We start from the raw sequence: 18,954 nt of genomic DNA, 5'->3' as shown, positions 1-18,954 counted from the left end.
ATGAGTGAGACATTGAAGAAATCTATTGAAGAATTTACTGCTTTTGCAAATGGTGATAGGACCAATATTGAAGTAAGAACCTATGATGTGACAAAAGCACCAAACTTTAATGGAGCTGAGATTAAAGCTGTACGAAAAAAATTGAATCTTTCACGAGCTGTTTTTGCAGATATTTTAGATGTTTCGCCTAGAACAGTAGAACGATGGGAGGTAGATGGAGCGAAGCCGAGTGGAAGCGCAAACCGACTCATTCAATTATTGGACAAGAAACCAGCCATCCTTGTTCAAATCATTAAAGAAGTGAGTGCCAATGAAAATTAAATTTAGTTAGCAATGAAAAATCGCTATTCGGTATTTCTCCACGATAGTAAGGGCAAGACTTGTCAAAAGTTAGAGCGATTTATTTTTTTGCTCTTTTTTGAATTTCAACTAATCTAAAATGGCGTCACTGGCTTTCGCCGTTGCGGTCATAATACCCGCAACTATTCCAATAATAGCAATGATTTTATCCAGAGAGAACAAAATCAGGCAGCACCTTTCTTTAGACTTTGAATCACAAGTGAAATTGCTCATAGGCACCACATCCTTCAAATGGAGTTGCTAGCCGCCATAAATTTTCTCCACGAATCGTTTACCATACGTTAATTTCATTAGAAATGGGAACAGAGGACTTTCCAAGCTTTCGTGTCACATTATTTTTCTAGCTGTGGCATAATAGAAGGAGCATAATCGTAGGAGGAATCCATGAAAAAAATTGTTATTTTCGGAGGTATCATCATTTTATTATTGGTGGCTGGTTTTTTCTTTTTCCAGTCTTTTAGCCAAGAAAACAAGGAACAAGAAGAAGCATCCTCCACAAAAGTATCGGAAGCTACAACTACTGCAATATCAACCACAGAACCCGAAAAAATTCGAACAGAAAAATTGCTGGAATCCATGAGTTTGGAAGAAAAAGTTGGGCAACTGTTTTTTGTTCGGGTGCCGGAAAGCAATCAAGTGGAAGACATTCAATCCTATCATTTAGGTGGCTATGTTTTGTTTGGTCGGGATACCGAAAATGAAACGGCAGATAGTTTGAAGCAAAAAATCCAAAGTTATCAAGAAGCAAGTGAAATTCCGCTGTTGATTGGTGCAGACGAAGAGGGTGGCACTGTGACACGAATCAGCCGCAACAGCAATTTAGTGGCTTCGCCTTTTCTTTCTCCACAGGAATTGTATGCACAGGGTGGTTGGGATGCCATCACTCAAGATGTTCAGGATAAAGCGGCAATTTTTAAAAATTACGGTATCCAAACCGGGTTGTTTCCGGTAGCCGATGTTTCTACCGATCCGCAATCATTCATCTATGATCGGACGATTGGCATGGATGCGGAAGGAACCAGTCACTATGTGGAAACGGCTATAACGGCGATGAAAGCGGCGGGCATCGGTTCAACCATGAAGCATTTTCCTGGCTATGGCGACAATCGGGATTCCCATGTGGAAATCGTGACCGACCAACGACCATTAGAAGACTTGCGAAAAAATGATTTTCTGCCTTTTCAAGCGGGCATCAAAGCCGGAGCGGACAGCGTGCTGGTATCTCATAATATTATAGCCAGTATCGATCCGGATCGCCCTGCTTCTATTTCAAAAGAGGTTCATAAGCTGTTGCGGCAGGAATTGCATTTTCAAGGAGTCGTCATGACAGATGACATGGATATGGCGGGCTTGGCGAATTTTATTTCTCAAGAAGAAGCCGGATTGGCAGCATTGCAGGCGGGAAATGATTTGGTGATGTCCTCCACATATGCGCAACAAATTCCGGTTATTATCCAAGCTGTAAAAGACGGAACCTATTCAGAAAGTGCATTGGATCAATCTGTGATGCGGGTTTTGAAGTGGAAGGAATCGCTAGGCTTACTTTCAGAATCCAGCAAATAAAAAAAACGAACATCTTGTGAGAGCAATCTCCAGATGTTCGTTTTGCTTTTTAAGCTTCAAATTGAGCGTGATACAACTGGGCATAGTAGCCATTTTGTGCAAGCAGAGTTTCATGAGTTCCTTGTTCGACAATTTGTCCAGCATCCATCACTAAAATATGGTCTGCGGCTTGGATCGTTGCCAAACGGTGAGCGATGACAAAACTGGTTCGTCCTTCCATCATAGCCAGAAAAGCCTGCTGGATTTTACGTTCTGTCAAGGTATCAACAGAACTTGTTGCTTCATCAAGAATCAACATTGAGGGCTTACTAATCATGGTTCGGGCAATCGTCAATAATTGTCGTTGCCCATCAGAAATTTTGATGCCGGATGCTCCAATCAACGTATCCAACTGGTGGGGAAGGCGTTCCACAAATTCCAGCATATAAGTTTGCTTCAAGGCAGAAAAAATTTCCTCATCGGTAGCTAGTTCGTTACCGTAGCGCAGATTTTCCCGCAATGTACTATCAAATAACCAAGTATCTTGCAATACCATACCAAAACTTTTGCGGAGGGTATTGCGTTTGAGTTGGCGAATGTCGATGCCGTCAATCGTGATTTTTCCGCTATCTACCTCGTAAAAACGCATCAGCAGATTGACCAGTGTTGATTTTCCCGCCCCGGTTTTTCCCACGATGGCAACTGTTTCGCCGGGATTTGCAGAAAAAGTGAAATTCTCAATCAACGGCGTCTGCGGATCATAGGTAAAGGAAACTTCTTGGAAAGCAACCGCCCCTTCGATTTTCGCTAAGGAAACTGCATCGGGAGCATCTGGTATCTCCGGCAATTGATCGATTAATTGAAAGGCTCGAGACAAGCCCGCCATTGCTGTTTGAATCTGGGTGGTGATGCCGGAAATCTCGATAAAAGGCTTGGTAAATTGGCTGGCATAAATCGTAAAGCTGGAAATAATTCCTACCGTAATTTGGGTATCTCCTGCCAAAAGCAGCCAACCGCCAACAAAACCAACTGCTAAATAGGCAAGGTGATCGACAAAACGGGAGATAGGATTTGTCAAAGAAGAGGAGAACTGAGCTTTTTGTCCACGAAGGTTCAACTCTTGGTTGATTGCTTCAAATTGCGTCTGATTGACTGCTTCTCGTTGAAAAGCTTTGACAATTTTTTGGTTGCCAATCATTTCAGTAACAAAACTCGAAATATCACCAACGATTGCCTGTTGTTTGGCAAAGTTCGTTTGAGAACTGCGAGCCACCCAAAAGTTAACGAGAAAAATAATCGGTGTGGCTAGTAAAACCACTAGCGTTAAGGAAAAACTCAACCGCAGCATGACGACAAAAGCTACCAACACGACCGTTAAACCGGAAAATAATTGGTTAAAAATCGCAGCCACCGCAATCGAAATCGCATCCATGTCATTGGTGAAGCGACTGATGATATCACCATGAGGCGTTTGGTCATAAAAACGCAGGGGCAATCGGTTCAACTGTGCAAAGGCATCTTTTCGCAATTCCGTCACAGAAAGATACGCCACTCGGTTGCCTAATCGTTGAATGAACCATTGACTGACCACTGTAAGAAGCACCACACTGGCGAATAAAAAGAGAATATGGGAAAACGCCGCAAAATCGACAGCATTTTTGCCAATCAAGACATCAACCGCCTGTCCGATTTGAAAAGTCATATAAACACTGGTTCCACCGGCAACGATTCCCAGCAGTACAGCAAGGAACAGCTCCAAGGGATAGCGCAGCAGATAGGGAAGAAACCGCCGCAAAACTGCCGTATTAAAGGTTTTATTCATTTTCTGATTCCTCCTGTGAGGCAACAATTTCTTGGTATTCCCGCGAACCTTTGAGTAATTCATGGTGGGTTCCTTTTGCCGCAAGAATTCCTTGATCAAAAACGAGAATTTGATCTGCTGATTGAATGGAGCGGATGCGTTGGGAAATAATAAACAGCGTGCTGGCAGTTTCTTCCTTCAAAGCTTGCCGCAAATTCCGATCTGTTTGATAATCCAAAGCACTCAAGGAGTCGTCCAAAATCAAAATCTCCGGTTTTGCAATCAAAGCACGGGCGATGGTCAAGCGTTGTTTTTGTCCGCCGGAAAAGTTTTTCCCGCCTTCGAAAATCTTGGTGTCTAACTGATTAGGCAATGCTGCAACAAATTCTTTGCATTGCGCAATTCTCAGCGCCTCCCAACAGTCCTCGTCTGTGGCGTCTTTTTTCCCCCATTGCAAATTTTCACGAATCGTTCCGGTGAAAAGCACGGCAGTTTGAGGAACGAGAGCGATTTTTTTTCGCAATGCATCAAGCTGCCACTTGCGAACATCAAGTCCTCCCACTGTTACTGATCCAGCAGACACGTCATAAAATCGGGGAATCAACTGAGTGACAGCAGATTTTCCCCCACCGGTTGGTCCGGTGATGCCGACGACCGAACCAGCAGGAACAGTGAAGGAAACATTCTGCAACGCTAAACCAAAGGTAGGAGCAAACCGAAAATCAACGTGCTGAAAGATGATAAAGGCCGGTTCCTCACTGACTGTACCTGTTTGTGCATTGATTGTCGGTTCAACATCCAAAACTTCATTGATCCGTTGTGCCGAAGCTGCAGCACGGGTAAAAATAATCACCAGATTTGAGACAACAATCAGCGCCAGCAACATTTGATTCATGTAATTGACCAGAGCCAAAATTTCTCCTTGTGCCAAATGACCAAGATTGACTTTGATTCCCCCCAGATAAAACACCAGCAAAATGCCAAGGTTCATAATCAAGGTGGTAGCAGGCGTCAACAAAGCGGACAAATTCGTTACCTTGACGGAAATATCCGCCAATTCATCGGAGGCTTCTGCAAAACGAGTCGTTTCTTTTTTTGTTTGAACAAAGGCGCGAATCACGCGGATTCCACTAAGATTTTGGGTAATCCATTCGTTTAGACGGTCTAATTTTTTTTGTACCTGCTGATACAAAGGCACGGTTTTGCGAATGATCCAAAACAAAACGAGACAAAATAAGGGCAGAACCAATAAAAAAATCAACCCGATTTGCCAATCAATGGTGAAGGCCATAATGACTGCCCCCACGCTTAGAAAAGGTGCTCGAACGACTAAACGAATCAGCATAGCCAACGCCAACTGCATTTGGTTGATATCGTTAGTCATTCGAGTGATCAGCGTGTCGGTGCCGAATTTGTTCAGCTCTGTATGGGAAAGAGTATTGATTTTCTTCATTAATTGATTTCGCAGTTCCGTCCCAAAGCCTTGAGAGGCAATCGAAGAATAATATTGACAAATCACCGCACAAATCAAGCCGACAAGGGACATCACAATCATCCAGCCAGTCATTGACCAAACTGTTCGTGGATCGTTTGCCCGAATCCCATGATCCACTAAACGGGCCATCAATAGGGGCAAAATCAATTCAAAGACGGCCTCTAAGAATTTAAAAAAAGGACCAAGCACGATTTGCTTGCGATAATTTTTTGCGTAGGTAAGTAATTGAAGCATTTTTTCACCTTTACTTTCTCAAAAAGTTATCTTTATTTTAGCATGTAGAAAATAAAAAAAGGATTTTTCTCGAAAAAAAAGACAGAGGAACGGTTGTCCTTTTTTGATCTAGCAGGTTCCTCCGCTTCTATTCTACAATAGTCCAACCACATACGGTATAATAGAAGAAAACTCAGAAAGGAGAGCACAATGGAAGAATTTATTCGTGTAGTGCTTTTATTTTTTTGTTACTCATTTATTGGTTGGTTGTGGGAAACCGTCTACTGTTCGATCAAAGCAAAACGGTTCGTGTATCGTGGATTTTTGGTGGGACCCATCACACCAATCTACGGGTTTGGCATTTTAGCTGTTTTATACTTTTTACAACCGTTTCATGATAATTTGTTCTTATTATATATCTTTGCGACGGTACTGGTGACGGTATTAGAATATGTGACCAGCTTTGGATTGGAAAAATTGTTTCATGCTTCTTGGTGGGATTATCGCGACGTTCCTTTGAATCTCAATGGACGCGTGGCATTGCCGGTTTCACTGTTTTGGGGAATCGGGTGCGTGGTGATTGTCAAATTTGTTCATCCGCAAGTTGCGCAAATGGAAAGCTGGTTGGCCGCCCATTTTGGTTTTTATCTCCCGGTGATTTTGATTGCCATCATTATGTTTGATTTGGGCTATACGTTGGCGAACCTTGCTGCCTTTCAAGCGGCTACGAAGAAACTGAATGCGGCAGTCGAGCAGCGAAAGACTGAGTTGAGAGAAAGTTTCGACCAACAAAAGCAGGAAGTTCAACAGCGTTTTGAATGGCTGAATTACTTCAAGGACCATCCTGAATTAAAAGAAGCTTTGCCAAAATTGAATTTTAATCAACGAAGACTCTTAAAAAACTTTTCGCAGTTAAAAATCGAAAATGTGAAAAGTCTGGAAGATATTCGTCAATTAGTCGAAAATCTTCGGAAAAAATAGACCCAATATTACAAAATGATGACAAAGATAAAGTGGAGAAAACAGGTTCATTCTCCACTTTTTTGCGTTTTTCTGAAAAAATTTACGAAATACTCCCCACTTTCAGGTGAAAATGTAACAAATTGTAAAAGAAATGAAACAATATTCGCCAACAAAATTTGTATAATAAGTAGCATTGAGGATAGAAACGAAAGGTGTTGGATTCAGTGAAAGCAAAGAAACTAATGACAGTCTTCACTGCTGTATTAGTAGCAAATTTTGTCGTCCCAGTATTTGCTAGTGCAGAATCTCTTGATTCGTTAAATGAAAAAGAAAGCGCGATTACACAGCAAAGTGATAAAATCAGCGCAGAAGTCCAATTGGCGTTAAATGATGTGAACGATAAATATGCGGAAGTCGAAGCGACGAAAACCGAAATCGCTAAAAACGAAGCAGCATTGACAGATGCCCAAGAGGAAATCAAGGTAACAGAACAAAACATTGAAAAGCGCAAAACTGCGGCTGCCCAACGATTGAAGGATATTCAAGTCAACGGGGGTGCCGAACGGGATTGGACCGCATTATTGGATTCGTCCAATCTACAAGAATTGATTAACCGTGCCTATGCAATGAGTGTTCTGCAAAATGCGGAAAAAGAGAAGATTACCAGTTTAACTTCTGAAAAGGAAAAACTTGAAACGTTAAAAGACAAGGTGGAAAACACCCAAGAAACGTTGAAAGAAAATGAGGCCAGTTTAGAAGCAGATGCAAAAGAATTAGATGATAAAATCGCAAATCTACAAGAACAATTGGCAGAAAATAAAAATATCCTGCAAGAAATCGCCAACAGCAAAGAAGCAGAAGAGTCTCGCTTAGCGGCTGAAAAAGCGGCTGCCGAAAAAGCAGCAGCAGAAAAGGCAGAGCAGGAGAAAGCGGCAGCTGAGAAAGCAGCGGCAGAAAAGACAGCACAGAAGGAAAGCAGCGCAAGTTCAACTAGTGAACCAAGCAGCAGCTCAACCAGTGCCAGCTCAGAAACAAGCACTAGTGAAACCGAAGAGAGTTCATCGAATAATAATTCAAGTAACAATACCGGAAGTACAACTGGTGGTAAGACTATGATGATGGAATCAACGGCCTATTCTTACGCAGAAGCTGGCGCCAGCTATTTCACTGCCAGCGGAACAGATTTGCGGAAAAATCCGCAAGCTGTCGCAGTCGATCCAAGTGTGATCCCGCTAGGAACCGTTGTGGAAGTTCAAGGATACGGAGTTGCCTTAGCGCTCGACACAGGTGGTGCCATCAAAGGAAATATTATTGACGTGCATTTTCCGACCGTTGACCAATGTACAAGCTGGGGACGTCGTCAAGTGAAGGTCACAATTCGCGGATAATCAAGAGAAATCAAGGAAAGCAGTCTATGCCTCGCACGGACTGCTTTTTTCGTGGGAAAACAAAAATGAGAAAAATCTTATTTATTTTTTAAGAATCTATGTTTTTACTGTAAAAAACGACTACATTCATAATTTTTCACTAAATTTTTTTAGAATAATGAATAATTATATCGAATAAAGCTTTTAGAAACATTGATAATCGTAAAGTTACCCTTTTTTTTCAGTGAATTCTTGATTATAATATACACTAGTGACTTTGCACATATTATTTATGGAATAAATAAATGGAATAGGAGTGCGTTAAATGGGGAAACCATTGTTAAAAGCTGCTGCCGTTGTAATCGTTGGTATTGGTGCGGTTGCGGTTTGTTTTGTTGGGTACAAGGTAAATGCAAGCCGACAGTATGATCAACGTGTCAGCTATGCAGAAACAGCCGTAAAGAAAGAAAAAACAACATTAAAAGAGATTGAAGAGGAGATTGCCTCTTTATACAGTGATAAAACTCAGGTGTTCCTGAAAAATGGATTGAAAGAAGCAGATGTAACGAAGACCGCAACCAAATTAGATACTGTTAAAGTTTCAGCAGATGAATTTGGAATCAATGAAAAAGATTTACCGGAAAATGTGAAATCTGTGGAAGAAGAAAAAGAAAAATTAAATCAAAAGATGGATGACGTGGATTTGAAATTCCGTATTCAAGAAAACGTCAATGACTTGTTTACAAAACCAGTCAGCAATTGGCAAACCGCAAAGAATGATGTCATCATCAAGGAAAAGCTAGCAGAAACCTCAATTGGCGATGTTCGTGAACGACTAAAATTGATTGAAGACAGTAAATGGAAAGAATTAGTCATTCAATACCTCGATTATGCTACAGCACAGGTTACTCGAGTGACGGATATTCAAAAAGAAATCGATAAAATGCTGAAGGATGGCAAAGCAACAGATGCTGCCACATATGATGCCTACTTAAATCTTGTGAATAGTATCTCACAAGTTCGCAATGAAGCATTAAAAGAAAAATTTGAAAAATCTGCGGATACTTTAAGTAAACAAATTGGTGTCGGAACTTCTGTGGAAAGTTCAGATACTTGGTCTGAAACAGAGAATACTACACAATACTATGAAGAAGATACCCAAACAGATGAAAGCACAGAATATGATACTAGTACGGAAGACGGAAGCTATTACTAATTTACCAAAGTGAGATTGGAGTAATCGTATGTCAAAAGGGAAAAAAATTATACTGATTGTTTTAGGTGTGATTGTTGCATTAACGGCGGTTATTGTAGGTGTTGGGGCAAAAGTTTATCTTGATTTGAGCGGTTCCGTACAAAAAACCTATGAATCCGTTGAACGACAAAAAAATGATAATGGTAAAACTCAAACGGTTGATTTAAGCCAAAAAGAACCATTCTCCGTTTTGTTACTAGGAATCGATACGGGTGATTTGGGTCGAACAGAAGTAGGCCGTTCTGATACGATGATGGTGGCTGCAGTTAATCCTGAAAACAAGAAAACAACGATTGTTAGTATCGCTCGGGATACCTATGTTGAAATTGTAGGACACGGCACGGAAGATAAAATCAACCATGCGTATGCCTTTGGTGGTGCAGGGATGTCAATGGATACAGTAGAAAATTATCTGGATATTCCGGTGAATCATTATGTTGCCATCAACATGAAGGGGCTGAAAGAATTAGTAGATGCAGTTGGCGGTGTTGAAGTAGCCAATGAGCAAAAATTTACACAAGACAGTTACACTTTTGACTACGGTAAAATTACTATAGATGGCGATCAAGCACTTGCCTATTCTCGGATGCGTCATGAAGATCCTCGTGGGGACTATGGTCGACAAGAACGACAACGACAAATTGTTGCCGGCGTTGCCAAAAAAATATTGTCACTCGATGGTGTCACAAAATATCGAGAAGTGCTAGATGCTATGGAAGACAATGTGAAGACAGACATGAGCTTTGACGATATGAAGAAAATCGCATTGGATTATCGGGATGCGTTTGGAACGGTTGAGCAAGACCAGCTGCAAGGTGACGGGTTCATGCAAGATGGGATTTCCTATCAACGAGTTAGTGAAGACGAATTAACACGGGTTCAAACAAAACTACAAGCTCAGCTTGAAGCGAATTAAGAAGTCAATCAACTAGAGAAAGTGGAGAAAAAATGGAAGAAACAATCAGCTTAAAAGAGATTTTTGAAATTCTAAAAAAACACATTACTTCAATCATCATCAGTATGTTTGCTGGATTAGCATTGGCGGGACTTATCACTTTTTTCATCATAACACCTAAGTACAGCTCCCAAGCACAGTTGATCGTTACCCTGCCGCAAACAGAAAATGCAAATGTTAACGACGTAAACACCAACTTGCAAATGATTAATACCTATAAAGATTTGATTACCAGTGACCTTGTAATGAATCAAGTAAAAGACACATTGGAATCTGAATACAGCTTAGAGTTGACTATGGGTGAAATCAAAGACTCGATTGAAGTCACCCAATCACAAAATTCACAAATGTTCTCTATCAAAGCAACAAGTACCAAAGCCATTGATGCCGAGCACATTGCGAATACCACTTCACAAGTGTTCCAAGAAAATGCGAAAGACACGATGACCATTGATAAAATCTCAATCATCTCAAAAGCTTCCGCAAGTATGACACCTGTTTCGCCAAACAATAAATTGAATCTGGCAATCGGTATTGTATTGGGATTGATGGTTGGGGTCGGATTAGCCTTCTTGTTAGAATTATTGGATCGGACAGTGAAGGACGACAAATTCATCACAGACAATCTTGGGTTCACGATTCTGGGTACCGTACCACAAATGACAGCCAAAGAATTAGCAGCAACAACCTTACAAAAGAAACCAATTTTACCTTCAATCAAAAAATCAGATGATAACCAATCCTCCCGTCGAAGCCGTTCCAGAGTATAAGACGGATGCCAGTTCCACTTTTTCCAAAAAATCAAGTGGAATGGGGATAGGGCACGACAAACAAACTAATCTTTCTGAAAGAAAAAATAATACATCAATAGGAATAAGGATGCCAGTTCCACTTTTACTAAGAAGCCTAGTGGAATGGGGATAGGGCGTGACAAACAAACTAATTTTTCTGAAAGAAAAAATAATACATCAATAGGAGTAAGAATGCCAGTTCCACTTTTTCCAAGAAGCCTAGTGGAATGGGGATAGGGCGTGACAAACAAACTAATTTTTCTGAAAGAAAAAATAATACATCAATAGGAATAAGGATGCCAGTTCCACTTTTTCCAAGAAACCTAGTGGAATAGTATACGGCACGACAATCAAACTAATTTTTCTGAAAGAAAAAATAATACATCAATAGGAGTAAGGAGAAAAAAATCAAATGGCGAAAAAACAGAATGAACGCAAAGGTACTCAAACCAATGCGGTAAGTTTGATTACATTAGTAGATAAATCCTCACCGGTATCTGAACAATATCGGACGATTCGAACCAATATCCAATTTGCTTCTTCCGCAGACAAGCAAATCAAAACCATCGTAATCACCTCTTCTGGACCAGGAGAAGGAAAATCAACCATCTCTGCCAACTTAGCGGTAGTATTTGCAAACTCTGGTCAACGAGTATTATTAGTAGATTCTGATATGCGGAAACCAACTGTTTATAAAACCTTCCGTTTAAATAATGCAGTTGGCTTGAGTACTGTGTTAAGTACCACGCAAAGTGTCTTAGAAGCGGCACAAAAAACCGATATCGATAATCTTTCAGTGTTGACCAGTGGGCCTAAGCCACCAAACCCTTCTGAATTGCTGGGCTCTGTGCGGATGGAGCAAGTAATTGCTGAAGCACGAAATTTATACGATATCATTATTTTCGATATGCCCCCAGTGGTTGCGGTAACGGATGCCCAAATCATGGCATCAAAAGCGGACGGGACGATTTTAGTGGTTCGGGAAAATGTCTCTCGTAAAGAATCATTAACAAAAGCAAAAGAATTATTACACATGGTTCAAGCAAGAATGATAGGTGTCGTATATAACGGTGCAGCAAATGCAAAAGACCAAGGATACTACTACTACTACGGAAACTAATCAGGAAAGGAACGAGCGGAATGATTGATTTACATTGCCACATTCTACCGGGAATCGATGACGGTGCCCAAACAATAGAGGATAGCATTGCTATGGCGGAAAAAGCTATCAGCCAAGGTATCACTCACATTCTTTGTACACCTCATCATAATAATGGAAAATACACCAATCCCAAGCAATCAGTTGTTCCCCGTGTTCTTCACCTGCAAGAAGAATTAGATCGTCGCCAATTGCCTTTGACGGTATTAGAAGGACAAGAGGTGCGTATCACTGGCGATTTGCTTGAGGATATAAGTCGCGGTGAGATTCTTTTCACAGACTTAGAAGACACTTATATCTTGATCGAATTTCCAACAATGGATATTCCAGCTTATACGGAGCAATTATTTTTTGAATTGATTGGAATGGGAAAGACACCCGTCATTGTTCACCCAGAGCGAAACGCAAAATTTCGGGAAGAACCAAATCGTTTGGTACCGTTTCTAGATATGGGGGTATTGGCGCAATTGACCGCTCCCAGTTATGTGGGAACCTTTGGCAAGTCGATCCAAAAGACCGCAAAAGAAATGGTGAAGCACAATTTGGTTCAAATGGTGGCTTCAGACGCTCATGGAGTTAATAAGCGCAATTTCTATATGAAGGAAGCCTACGAACAAATCGCCAAAGATTTTGGACAAGAGAAAGTCACGGCGATGCAACAAGTAGCGAAGGATTTACTGAATGGGGATCCAATTACTTTTGCTGCCTATTCAGAAGTGAAAAAGAAGAAATTTGGATTGTTTTAGGGGATGATGGGGTTGTTCGAGTTAACAAGGAGAAGGAAAGTAATTATTTTAGTGATCGTAGATAGCTTATTGATCGCTTTTGCAAATATCGCGACGTATTATTTCATGCGGCCGTTTTTGCCGGTGTCGGTAGATTTTATTCAAAAAACGATTCTTATATCGATAGGATTGTATTGGCTGTATGGCTATATATTTAAAGTGTTCACTCGTATCAATCGTTACACAAATTTGCGGGAAATGATTGCTATTTTTGCTGCGACAACCTGTCAGCTTGTGACAATCATGGCGTTTCTGTTTGTATCCGGAAATCGATATAGCCGTAGAGTAGAGGTCTTTGCCTATATCTTGTCTACCTTTTTGATTGTAGCCAGCCGGTTAGCGTGGCGTTTGTTCGTAGAGCATCGAAATATGAATGGCGTCAGTGATGTTGAAGCTAAACGAACATTAATTATCGGTGCAGGTGAAGGCGGACGAATTCTTTACAACAGTCTGCTAGGTTCAAAAACCGCCGGCGAAATCGATGTGATCGGATTTGTAGATGATGATCCCAATAAAGTAAAAACGTATCTTAGCGGAGTCAAAGTGCTGGGGAAAATCAAAGATTTACCGGATTTAATTCAAGCCCATGATATTGATATGGTGACAATCGCCATCCCATCCATGTCACGAAAAAAACTACGAGAAATTTTTAATACTCTTGAAAATTTAAAAGTAAAAGTAAATGCGATGCCATCTATGGAAGAGATGGCATCTGGTAAAATCAGCATGTCTCGTCTAAAAACCATTGATGTCGTAGATTTATTAGGACGAGAGGAAGTTGCCTTAGATATTGATTCTATCAAAGATCAGTTGACGGATAAAGTGATTTTAGTCACAGGAGCTGGTGGTTCGATTGGTTCTGAAATTTGTCGTCAAGTGATCCAATTTAATCCCAAGCAATTATTATTGCTAGGTCATGGAGAAAACTCCATCTATCTAATTGATCGTGAATTGAAAATAAACTATAGCGACAAGCTAACCGAAATCGTACCAATCATTGCTGACGTCCAAGACAGAGAGAAAATTTTCGAAGTCATGGCACACTATCAGCCAGATATCGTCTACCACGCTGCAGCTCATAAACATGTGCCGATGATGGAGTACAACCCACGAGAAGCAGTAAAAAACAATGTGTATGGTACAAAAAATGTGGCAGAAGCCGCAAAAGCTACTAACGTCAAAAATTTCGTGATGATCTCTACCGATAAAGCCAATAATCCGCCAAACGTCATGGGTTCTACTAAGCGAATCGCAGAAATGATCGTGACGGGATTAAATGAAACAGGAAAAACCAAATTTTCTGCTGTCCGTTTTGGAAATGTCTTAGGTTCACGAGGCAGTGTAATCCCAGTTTTTCGGGAACAAATCGCCAAAGGTGGACCCATTACAGTGACAGATTTTCGCATGACTCGTTACTTTATGACAATACCCGAAGCTAGCCGATTGGTAATTCAATCTGGGGCCCTTGCAAAAGGGGGCGAAATCTTCGTATTGGATATGAGCGAACCGGTCAAAATTTTGGATCTTGCTAAAAATATGGTCCGTCTCAGCGGCTATTCCGAAGATGAAATTGAAATCGTCGAAACTGGTATTCGTCCTGGAGAAAAATTGTATGAAGAATTATTGTTGGACAAAGAACGCAACGATGAAGAAGTTTATGAAAAAATCTTTGTTGGAAATATCAAAGGGTATTCCATCCAAAAAGTGATGGATTTTGTCGATCATCTACCAAAGGATGATCATGAATTAGCCAAAGAAGTCGTTCGTTTTGCGAATGCTTCGAATAAATAGGAGTTGGAAACGTGTATAGGAACGGACTTAAACGAGGCATTGATTTCTTGCTTTCATTGATTGGCATCATTGTTTTGTCGCCAATTTTTCTGCTTTTGTTTTTAGCAATCAAGCTAGATTCAAAAGGTCCAATCATTTTTAAACAAAAGCGGGTAGGAAAGAACAAACGCTACTTTAATATTTATAAATTTCGGACGATGCGGGTGGATACTCCTAAAGAAATGCCGACCCATTTGTTGGAAAATCCAGACTATTTTATTACAAAAGTCGGGAAATTCTTGCGGAAAACCAGCTTGGATGAATTGCCTCAATTGTGGAACATTCTAAAAGGGGATATGGCAATCATTGGACCTCGTCCTTGCTTATGGAATCAGTATGATTTGATTGAAGCAAGAGACCTTTACGGCGCAAACGACATCCGTCCGGGACTAACTGGATTGGCACAAATCAGTGGACGTGACGAATTGGAAATACCAATCAAAGCAAAACTAGATGGCACCTATACAAAGGAAATGTCTTTTGGGTTAGATGTCAAATGTTTCTTTGGCACAATTGGTGCAGTCTTTAAAAGTGATGGTGTGGTAGAAGGCGGAACCGGGTCGTTGAAGGATAAAGGAGAGAAAGAATGAAGCGAATTTTGATTACTGGCGCTAATAGTTACATTGGCACTTCTTTTGAAACCTATATGCAACAATTCGGGGATGCCTATCAGATTGACACGATTGATTTAAAGGATGGTTCGTGGAAAGAAAAGGATTTTTCGGGGTATGATTCGATCTTTCATGTTGCTGGGATCGCTCATGCGGATGTTTCAAACGTGAGTGAGGAAACCAAACAACTTTATTATCAAGTGAATACGCATCTTTCTATCGAAACAGCCCAAAAATATAAACAGGATTTAAATGGGAAATCCGGACAATTCATTTACATGAGTTCAATCATCATTTATGGGGAAGAAACAAATATCAATAAAAAGCGTGTGATTACACCAACAACGAAACCAAATCCCTCAAATTTTTATGGTGATAGCAAATTACAAGCTGAAATTGGGTTAAATCCGCTTAATTCAGAGAATTTTCATGTGGCAATTTTACGACCACCGATGATTTATGGACCGGGAAGCAAAGGAAATTACCAGCAATTAGTCAAAATAGCCAATAAACTACCAATTTTCCCCGATATTAAAAATGAGCGTTCGATGTTGTACGTCGGAAATCTTTGTCAGTTTGTCAAAGAACGTATAGATCATCAAGATAGCGGTGTATTTTTTCCACAAAACAACGAGTATGTGCGGACAAGCTATATGGTTCGAGATATTGCAAAGGAAAATGGAAAAAATATTTACCTCTTTTCTTGGATGAATTGGTTCATTCGCTTGTTAGGTTATGTACCAGGAAAAATAGGTCGATTGACGAATAAGGCGTTTGGAAATTTGGTTATTACTTTTGATGAGAAGGAGATAAAAAATGAATAAATTTGCTACCTACTCAGTATTAATGTCCGTGTACTATAAAGAAAAGCCGGAATATCTAATGGAAAGTATTGAGAGCATTCTAAATCAGTCTATTCTAACGGATGATTTTATTATTGTTAAAGACGGACCATTAACAGAAGAATTAGATTCTATGTTAAAAAGTTATTCGGAAAAATTTCCCTTCATATCCTTGGTTTCATTAAAGGAGAATGTAGGACTCGGTTTAGCCTTGAATGCGGGATTAGATATATGTAAAAATGAATTAGTCGCTCGAATGGATAGTGACGATATTAGTTTGCCGAATAGATGTGAGCACCAACTTAATATGTTCAATCTAAAGAGCAAGTTGACTATTTTAGGTACACAAATTGCTGAATTTTACACTACACCAAAAGATATCATAAGCATCCGACAAGTTCCAACGAAGTTTGATGAAATAATTACATTTTCAAGAAGGAGAAGTCCATTTAATCATCCTACCGTTATGTATAAAAAATCTGAAATTATTAAATTAGGTGGGTATAAAGATGTTCGGAGAAAAGAAGATCTAGAATTATTTCTTAATGCATTAAATAATGGATATTACTCAGAAAATTTAGATGAAATAGGATTGTTTTTTAGATCAAATGAGGATAATTATCTGAGAAGAAAAGATAAGATAAATTGTATCAGTTATATTAAAACCATCTACACATATTATCAAGAAGGGTATTGTAAATTTTCTGATTTATTATATGTAGTTACTAGCCAAATTTTTTTTATGATAGCCCCAAAAAAATTAATGCAATTTGTTTCGGATAAATATTTGAGGAGAAAAATTACTGATGAGTAAAAGATATAGGATAATTGAGAAACTAAAAAAAAGAATCCCTCTCGGTTTAAAGCTAGAATTAATCAAGTTTACTTTGCGAACAAAAAAGATAAATTCAATTCAGATTAAATTAGATGATGAAAGACCTAAAATGTTTGTTATGCTTGGTACAGATTATCCTAATTTAGGAGATCATGCACTGACTTTAGCTCACAGAGAATTTTTAGAAACACACTTTCCTGAGTATAAAATTATTGAATTTAGCGTTGATTCAACATTGGATTCGATCGAGTTTCTAAAGGAGAAGATATCTAAAAAAGATATTTTAACAATCAAAGGTGGCGGAAATATCGGAATTGAGTATTTCCGTGAAGAATTATTAAGAAGAAAAATACTGAATACATTCACATCTAATCCTGTAATTCTATTTCCACAAACAGTCTATTTTCCAAATTCAAAAATTGGAAATAAGGAATTTAAAAATACAGTAGATATATTTAAACAAAGAAATAATATTCATATTTTTTTAAGAGATAAAAAGTCATATTCTGTACTGAAAAAAAATGATGTTAAAAATATCTATTTAGTTCCTGATATAGTATTTTCGATGAAGACAACGCCCGGTAATTTATCAACAAATAATAAGAAAGCTTTATTATGTCTGAGAGATGATAGAGAAAAATCTAAAGATAGGTTAGAAGTTACTTGGATTTCAAATCAACTAAAGGAGAGGGGATATGAGGTAAGTATTACCGATACAGTGGTTGATTTTAATGTGGACAAGGAGAATAGAGAAGATGTACTAATATCTAAGTTATCAAGTTTCTCAGAGTCTAGTCTAGTTGTGACGGACAGATTGCATGGTATGATATTTTCTTATATAAGTAAGACTCCATGTTTAGTATTAGAAACATATAATCACAAAGTAACAGGTCAGTATGAGTGGATTAGTGAGAGTAATGCTGTTAATCTTCTTAAAGATAAGAAAGATTTTATAAATTCGTTGAAGGAAATAGAAAGAATATATCAAAAAGATAAATTTAGCTATATCGCTATTGATTATAAACATAGATTATTGGCAGATGTTATTGAAAATTCTATTAGAAGCTTAAGCTAATTGAGGGAGAACTTATGTGGCTATTCTTTGCTTTAACAATATATTTACTATTATTGAAGGCTTTTTTTGAAAAAAGAGAAAAAGCATATTTGTTTTTTTCATTTGTAGCTTTTTTTAGTTTATCAGCGTTTAGATCTATAAATGTTGGAAATGATACACTCGACTATAAGTTATTATTTGAAAGTCTAAAAACAGTGCCAGTTTCAAATTTCACTTGGAGATATGAAAGTGGATATCTGTATTTCAATAAATTTATTCAGTTTTTTTCTGATAATAGTCAAGCACTGTTTATAGTATCTGCTGCCATCATCTGTTTAGGTTATGCTTTATTCATTAATAAATTTTCCGATACAGTATGGGTTAGTGTCTATCTTTTCTTTATGTTAAGATATTTTGATTTGAGTATGAACGTATTGAGACAAAGTTTGGCAATGGTAATATTATTTTTTGGTTTCAATCTTTTGATAAAAGAAAAAAAAATAAGATATTTTGTTTTAACAGTTTTGTTGGCCTCATTATTTCATAAGACAGCACTAATATTCTTAGTATTGATTTTTCTTAATAAAATTAAATTCAGGAAAAGATATGTTTTATTTTTATTTTCTTCAACAGTTTTAGGTTTATTGTTTTTTAATCCTATATTTAACACGGTTCTAAAAATATTTCCAACTTACACCTATTATATTAATTCGTCATATATGGATGGGACAGCTAGACTAGCTACTTTTTTTAACATTGCGGTGAATCTCGTGATTTTGTTATTTCTTTATATTAATAAATTTGAAAATAATAGAATTAATAATCTAATGTTTAATACCTTTATTTTTGGGTTGGCGATTACTGTAATATCGTTACGCTTTAGTTTATTAGATCGAGTAGGCGACTTTTTCACTATTTATGCAATAATATTGATACCAAATTCATTGGACTATATGAAAAGATTCAAGCAGAGTAAACTATTTTGGACATATATTCTATTAATTTGTTTTTTTATCTATTATTTGGTAATTGTTGTTTACAGACCAGATTGGAATAGGGTTTATCCGTACGAATTTTTCTGGAGTCTTAATTAGAA

General features: G+C 38.5%; 17 protein-coding genes. 15 read left to right on the top strand and 2 right to left on the bottom strand.

Going from position 1 to position 18,954, the window contains the following annotated elements; all coding sequences use genetic code 11:
- Both BN1875_RS07650 and BN1875_RS07640 read left to right on the top strand, forming a co-directional pair.
- The gene (locus BN1875_RS07650; RefSeq protein ID WP_048604272.1) at positions 1 to 321 is read left to right on the top strand and encodes a helix-turn-helix domain-containing protein; all 321 of its coding nucleotides are present in this window, start codon (positions 1 to 3) and stop codon (positions 319 to 321) included.
- A 423-nt stretch (positions 322 to 744) separates the two neighbouring features.
- Positions 745 to 1,923, top strand: a complete 1,179-nt coding sequence (locus tag BN1875_RS07640) for a glycoside hydrolase family 3 protein (RefSeq protein ID WP_048604271.1) — start codon at positions 745 to 747, stop codon at positions 1,921 to 1,923.
- Positions 1,924 to 1,972: 49 nt separating this feature from the next.
- Here the strand turns inward: BN1875_RS07640 and BN1875_RS07635 are convergent, their stop codons facing one another.
- Both BN1875_RS07635 and BN1875_RS07630 read right to left on the bottom strand, forming a co-directional pair.
- Entirely contained in the window at positions 1,973 to 3,724 is a 1,752-nt protein-coding gene (locus tag BN1875_RS07635; RefSeq protein ID WP_048604270.1) for an ABC transporter ATP-binding protein, read from the bottom strand.
- The gene (locus BN1875_RS07630) at positions 3,717 to 5,432 is read right to left on the bottom strand and encodes an ABC transporter ATP-binding protein (RefSeq protein ID WP_048604269.1); all 1,716 of its coding nucleotides are present in this window, start codon (positions 5,430 to 5,432) and stop codon (positions 3,717 to 3,719) included. The genes BN1875_RS07635 and BN1875_RS07630 overlap by 8 nt, the downstream gene beginning before the upstream one ends.
- Positions 5,433 to 5,621: 189 nt before the next feature.
- Here BN1875_RS07630 and BN1875_RS07625 point away from each other — a divergent pair, with 189 nt between their 5' ends.
- The 13 genes from BN1875_RS07625 (at position 5,622) to BN1875_RS07565 (ending at position 18,952) form a co-directional block, all read left to right on the top strand.
- Entirely contained in the window at positions 5,622 to 6,392 is a 771-nt protein-coding gene (locus BN1875_RS07625) for a putative ABC transporter permease (RefSeq protein WP_048604268.1), read from the top strand.
- 206 nt (positions 6,393 to 6,598) lie between these two features.
- Positions 6,599 to 7,762, top strand: a complete 1,164-nt coding sequence (locus BN1875_RS07620) for a 3D domain-containing protein (RefSeq protein ID WP_048604267.1) — start codon at positions 6,599 to 6,601, stop codon at positions 7,760 to 7,762.
- A 304-nt stretch (positions 7,763 to 8,066) separates the two neighbouring features.
- Complete coding sequence (locus BN1875_RS07615; protein ID WP_048604266.1) at positions 8,067 to 8,957, top strand: hypothetical protein; 891 nt, start codon at positions 8,067 to 8,069, stop codon at positions 8,955 to 8,957.
- A 28-nt stretch (positions 8,958 to 8,985) separates the two neighbouring features.
- On the top strand, positions 8,986 to 9,912 hold the full coding sequence (locus BN1875_RS07610; protein WP_048604265.1) for an LCP family glycopolymer transferase: 927 nt from the start codon (positions 8,986 to 8,988) through the stop codon (positions 9,910 to 9,912).
- A 32-nt stretch (positions 9,913 to 9,944) separates the two neighbouring features.
- A complete protein-coding gene (locus BN1875_RS07605; RefSeq protein WP_048604264.1) occupies positions 9,945 to 10,721 on the top strand; it encodes a YveK family protein in 777 nt (258 codons plus the stop codon).
- Between the two features lie 433 nt (positions 10,722 to 11,154).
- Positions 11,155 to 11,862 (top strand): CpsD/CapB family tyrosine-protein kinase, encoded by a 708-nt coding sequence (locus BN1875_RS07600; RefSeq protein ID WP_048604263.1) that lies wholly within the window; start codon positions 11,155 to 11,157, stop codon positions 11,860 to 11,862.
- Positions 11,863 to 11,882: 20 nt separating this feature from the next.
- The gene (locus BN1875_RS07595; RefSeq protein ID WP_048604262.1) at positions 11,883 to 12,647 is read left to right on the top strand and encodes a tyrosine-protein phosphatase; all 765 of its coding nucleotides are present in this window, start codon (positions 11,883 to 11,885) and stop codon (positions 12,645 to 12,647) included.
- A 12-nt stretch (positions 12,648 to 12,659) separates the two neighbouring features.
- On the top strand, positions 12,660 to 14,477 hold the full coding sequence (locus tag BN1875_RS07590) for a polysaccharide biosynthesis protein (protein ID WP_048604261.1): 1,818 nt from the start codon (positions 12,660 to 12,662) through the stop codon (positions 14,475 to 14,477).
- 11 nt (positions 14,478 to 14,488) lie between these two features.
- On the top strand, positions 14,489 to 15,106 hold the full coding sequence (locus BN1875_RS07585; protein WP_048604260.1) for a sugar transferase: 618 nt from the start codon (positions 14,489 to 14,491) through the stop codon (positions 15,104 to 15,106).
- Positions 15,103 to 15,951 (top strand): NAD-dependent epimerase/dehydratase family protein, encoded by an 849-nt coding sequence (locus BN1875_RS07580; RefSeq protein ID WP_048604259.1) that lies wholly within the window; start codon positions 15,103 to 15,105, stop codon positions 15,949 to 15,951. Before BN1875_RS07585 ends, BN1875_RS07580 begins: the two co-directional genes overlap by 4 nt.
- Entirely contained in the window at positions 15,944 to 16,783 is an 840-nt protein-coding gene (locus BN1875_RS07575; protein WP_048604258.1) for a glycosyltransferase, read from the top strand. The genes BN1875_RS07580 and BN1875_RS07575 overlap by 8 nt, the downstream gene beginning before the upstream one ends.
- Positions 16,776 to 17,879, top strand: coding sequence for a polysaccharide pyruvyl transferase family protein (locus BN1875_RS07570; RefSeq protein WP_048604257.1), 1,104 nt, complete (start codon positions 16,776 to 16,778; stop codon positions 17,877 to 17,879). Before BN1875_RS07575 ends, BN1875_RS07570 begins: the two co-directional genes overlap by 8 nt.
- Before the next feature lie 14 nt (positions 17,880 to 17,893).
- Complete coding sequence (locus BN1875_RS07565; protein ID WP_048604256.1) at positions 17,894 to 18,952, top strand: EpsG family protein; 1,059 nt, start codon at positions 17,894 to 17,896, stop codon at positions 18,950 to 18,952.
- Positions 18,953 to 18,954 lie beyond the last annotated feature (2 nt).

It is taken from the genome of Enterococcus massiliensis (assembly GCF_001050095.1).
Classification (GTDB): domain Bacteria; phylum Bacillota; class Bacilli; order Lactobacillales; family Enterococcaceae; genus Enterococcus_C; species Enterococcus_C songbeiensis.
Note: the sequence above shows the minus strand (reverse complement) of the source record. Positions and strands in the feature narration are given on the sequence as shown.

Bases quoted from the DNA above. Each gene is read 5' to 3' on its own strand.
- BN1875_RS07650 (WP_048604272.1), top strand. From the start codon at position 1: ATGAGTGAGACATTGAAGAAATCTATTGAAGAATTTACTGCTTTTGCA.
- BN1875_RS07640 (WP_048604271.1), top strand. From the start codon at position 745: ATGAAAAAAATTGTTATTTTCGGAGGTATCATCATTTTATTATTGGTG.
- BN1875_RS07635 (WP_048604270.1), bottom strand. From the start codon at position 3,724: ATGAATAAAACCTTTAATACGGCAGTTTTGCGGCGGTTTCTTCCCTAT.
- BN1875_RS07630 (WP_048604269.1), bottom strand. From the start codon at position 5,432: ATGCTTCAATTACTTACCTACGCAAAAAATTATCGCAAGCAAATCGTG.
- BN1875_RS07625 (WP_048604268.1), top strand. From the start codon at position 5,622: ATGGAAGAATTTATTCGTGTAGTGCTTTTATTTTTTTGTTACTCATTT.
- BN1875_RS07615 (WP_048604266.1), top strand. From the start codon at position 8,067: ATGGGGAAACCATTGTTAAAAGCTGCTGCCGTTGTAATCGTTGGTATT.
- BN1875_RS07610 (WP_048604265.1), top strand. From the start codon at position 8,986: ATGTCAAAAGGGAAAAAAATTATACTGATTGTTTTAGGTGTGATTGTT.
- BN1875_RS07605 (WP_048604264.1), top strand. From the start codon at position 9,945: ATGGAAGAAACAATCAGCTTAAAAGAGATTTTTGAAATTCTAAAAAAA.
- BN1875_RS07600 (WP_048604263.1), top strand. From the start codon at position 11,155: ATGGCGAAAAAACAGAATGAACGCAAAGGTACTCAAACCAATGCGGTA.
- BN1875_RS07595 (WP_048604262.1), top strand. From the start codon at position 11,883: ATGATTGATTTACATTGCCACATTCTACCGGGAATCGATGACGGTGCC.
- BN1875_RS07580 (WP_048604259.1), top strand. From the start codon at position 15,103: ATGAAGCGAATTTTGATTACTGGCGCTAATAGTTACATTGGCACTTCT.
- BN1875_RS07575 (WP_048604258.1), top strand. From the start codon at position 15,944: ATGAATAAATTTGCTACCTACTCAGTATTAATGTCCGTGTACTATAAA.
- BN1875_RS07570 (WP_048604257.1), top strand. From the start codon at position 16,776: ATGAGTAAAAGATATAGGATAATTGAGAAACTAAAAAAAAGAATCCCT.
- BN1875_RS07565 (WP_048604256.1), top strand. From the start codon at position 17,894: ATGTGGCTATTCTTTGCTTTAACAATATATTTACTATTATTGAAGGCT.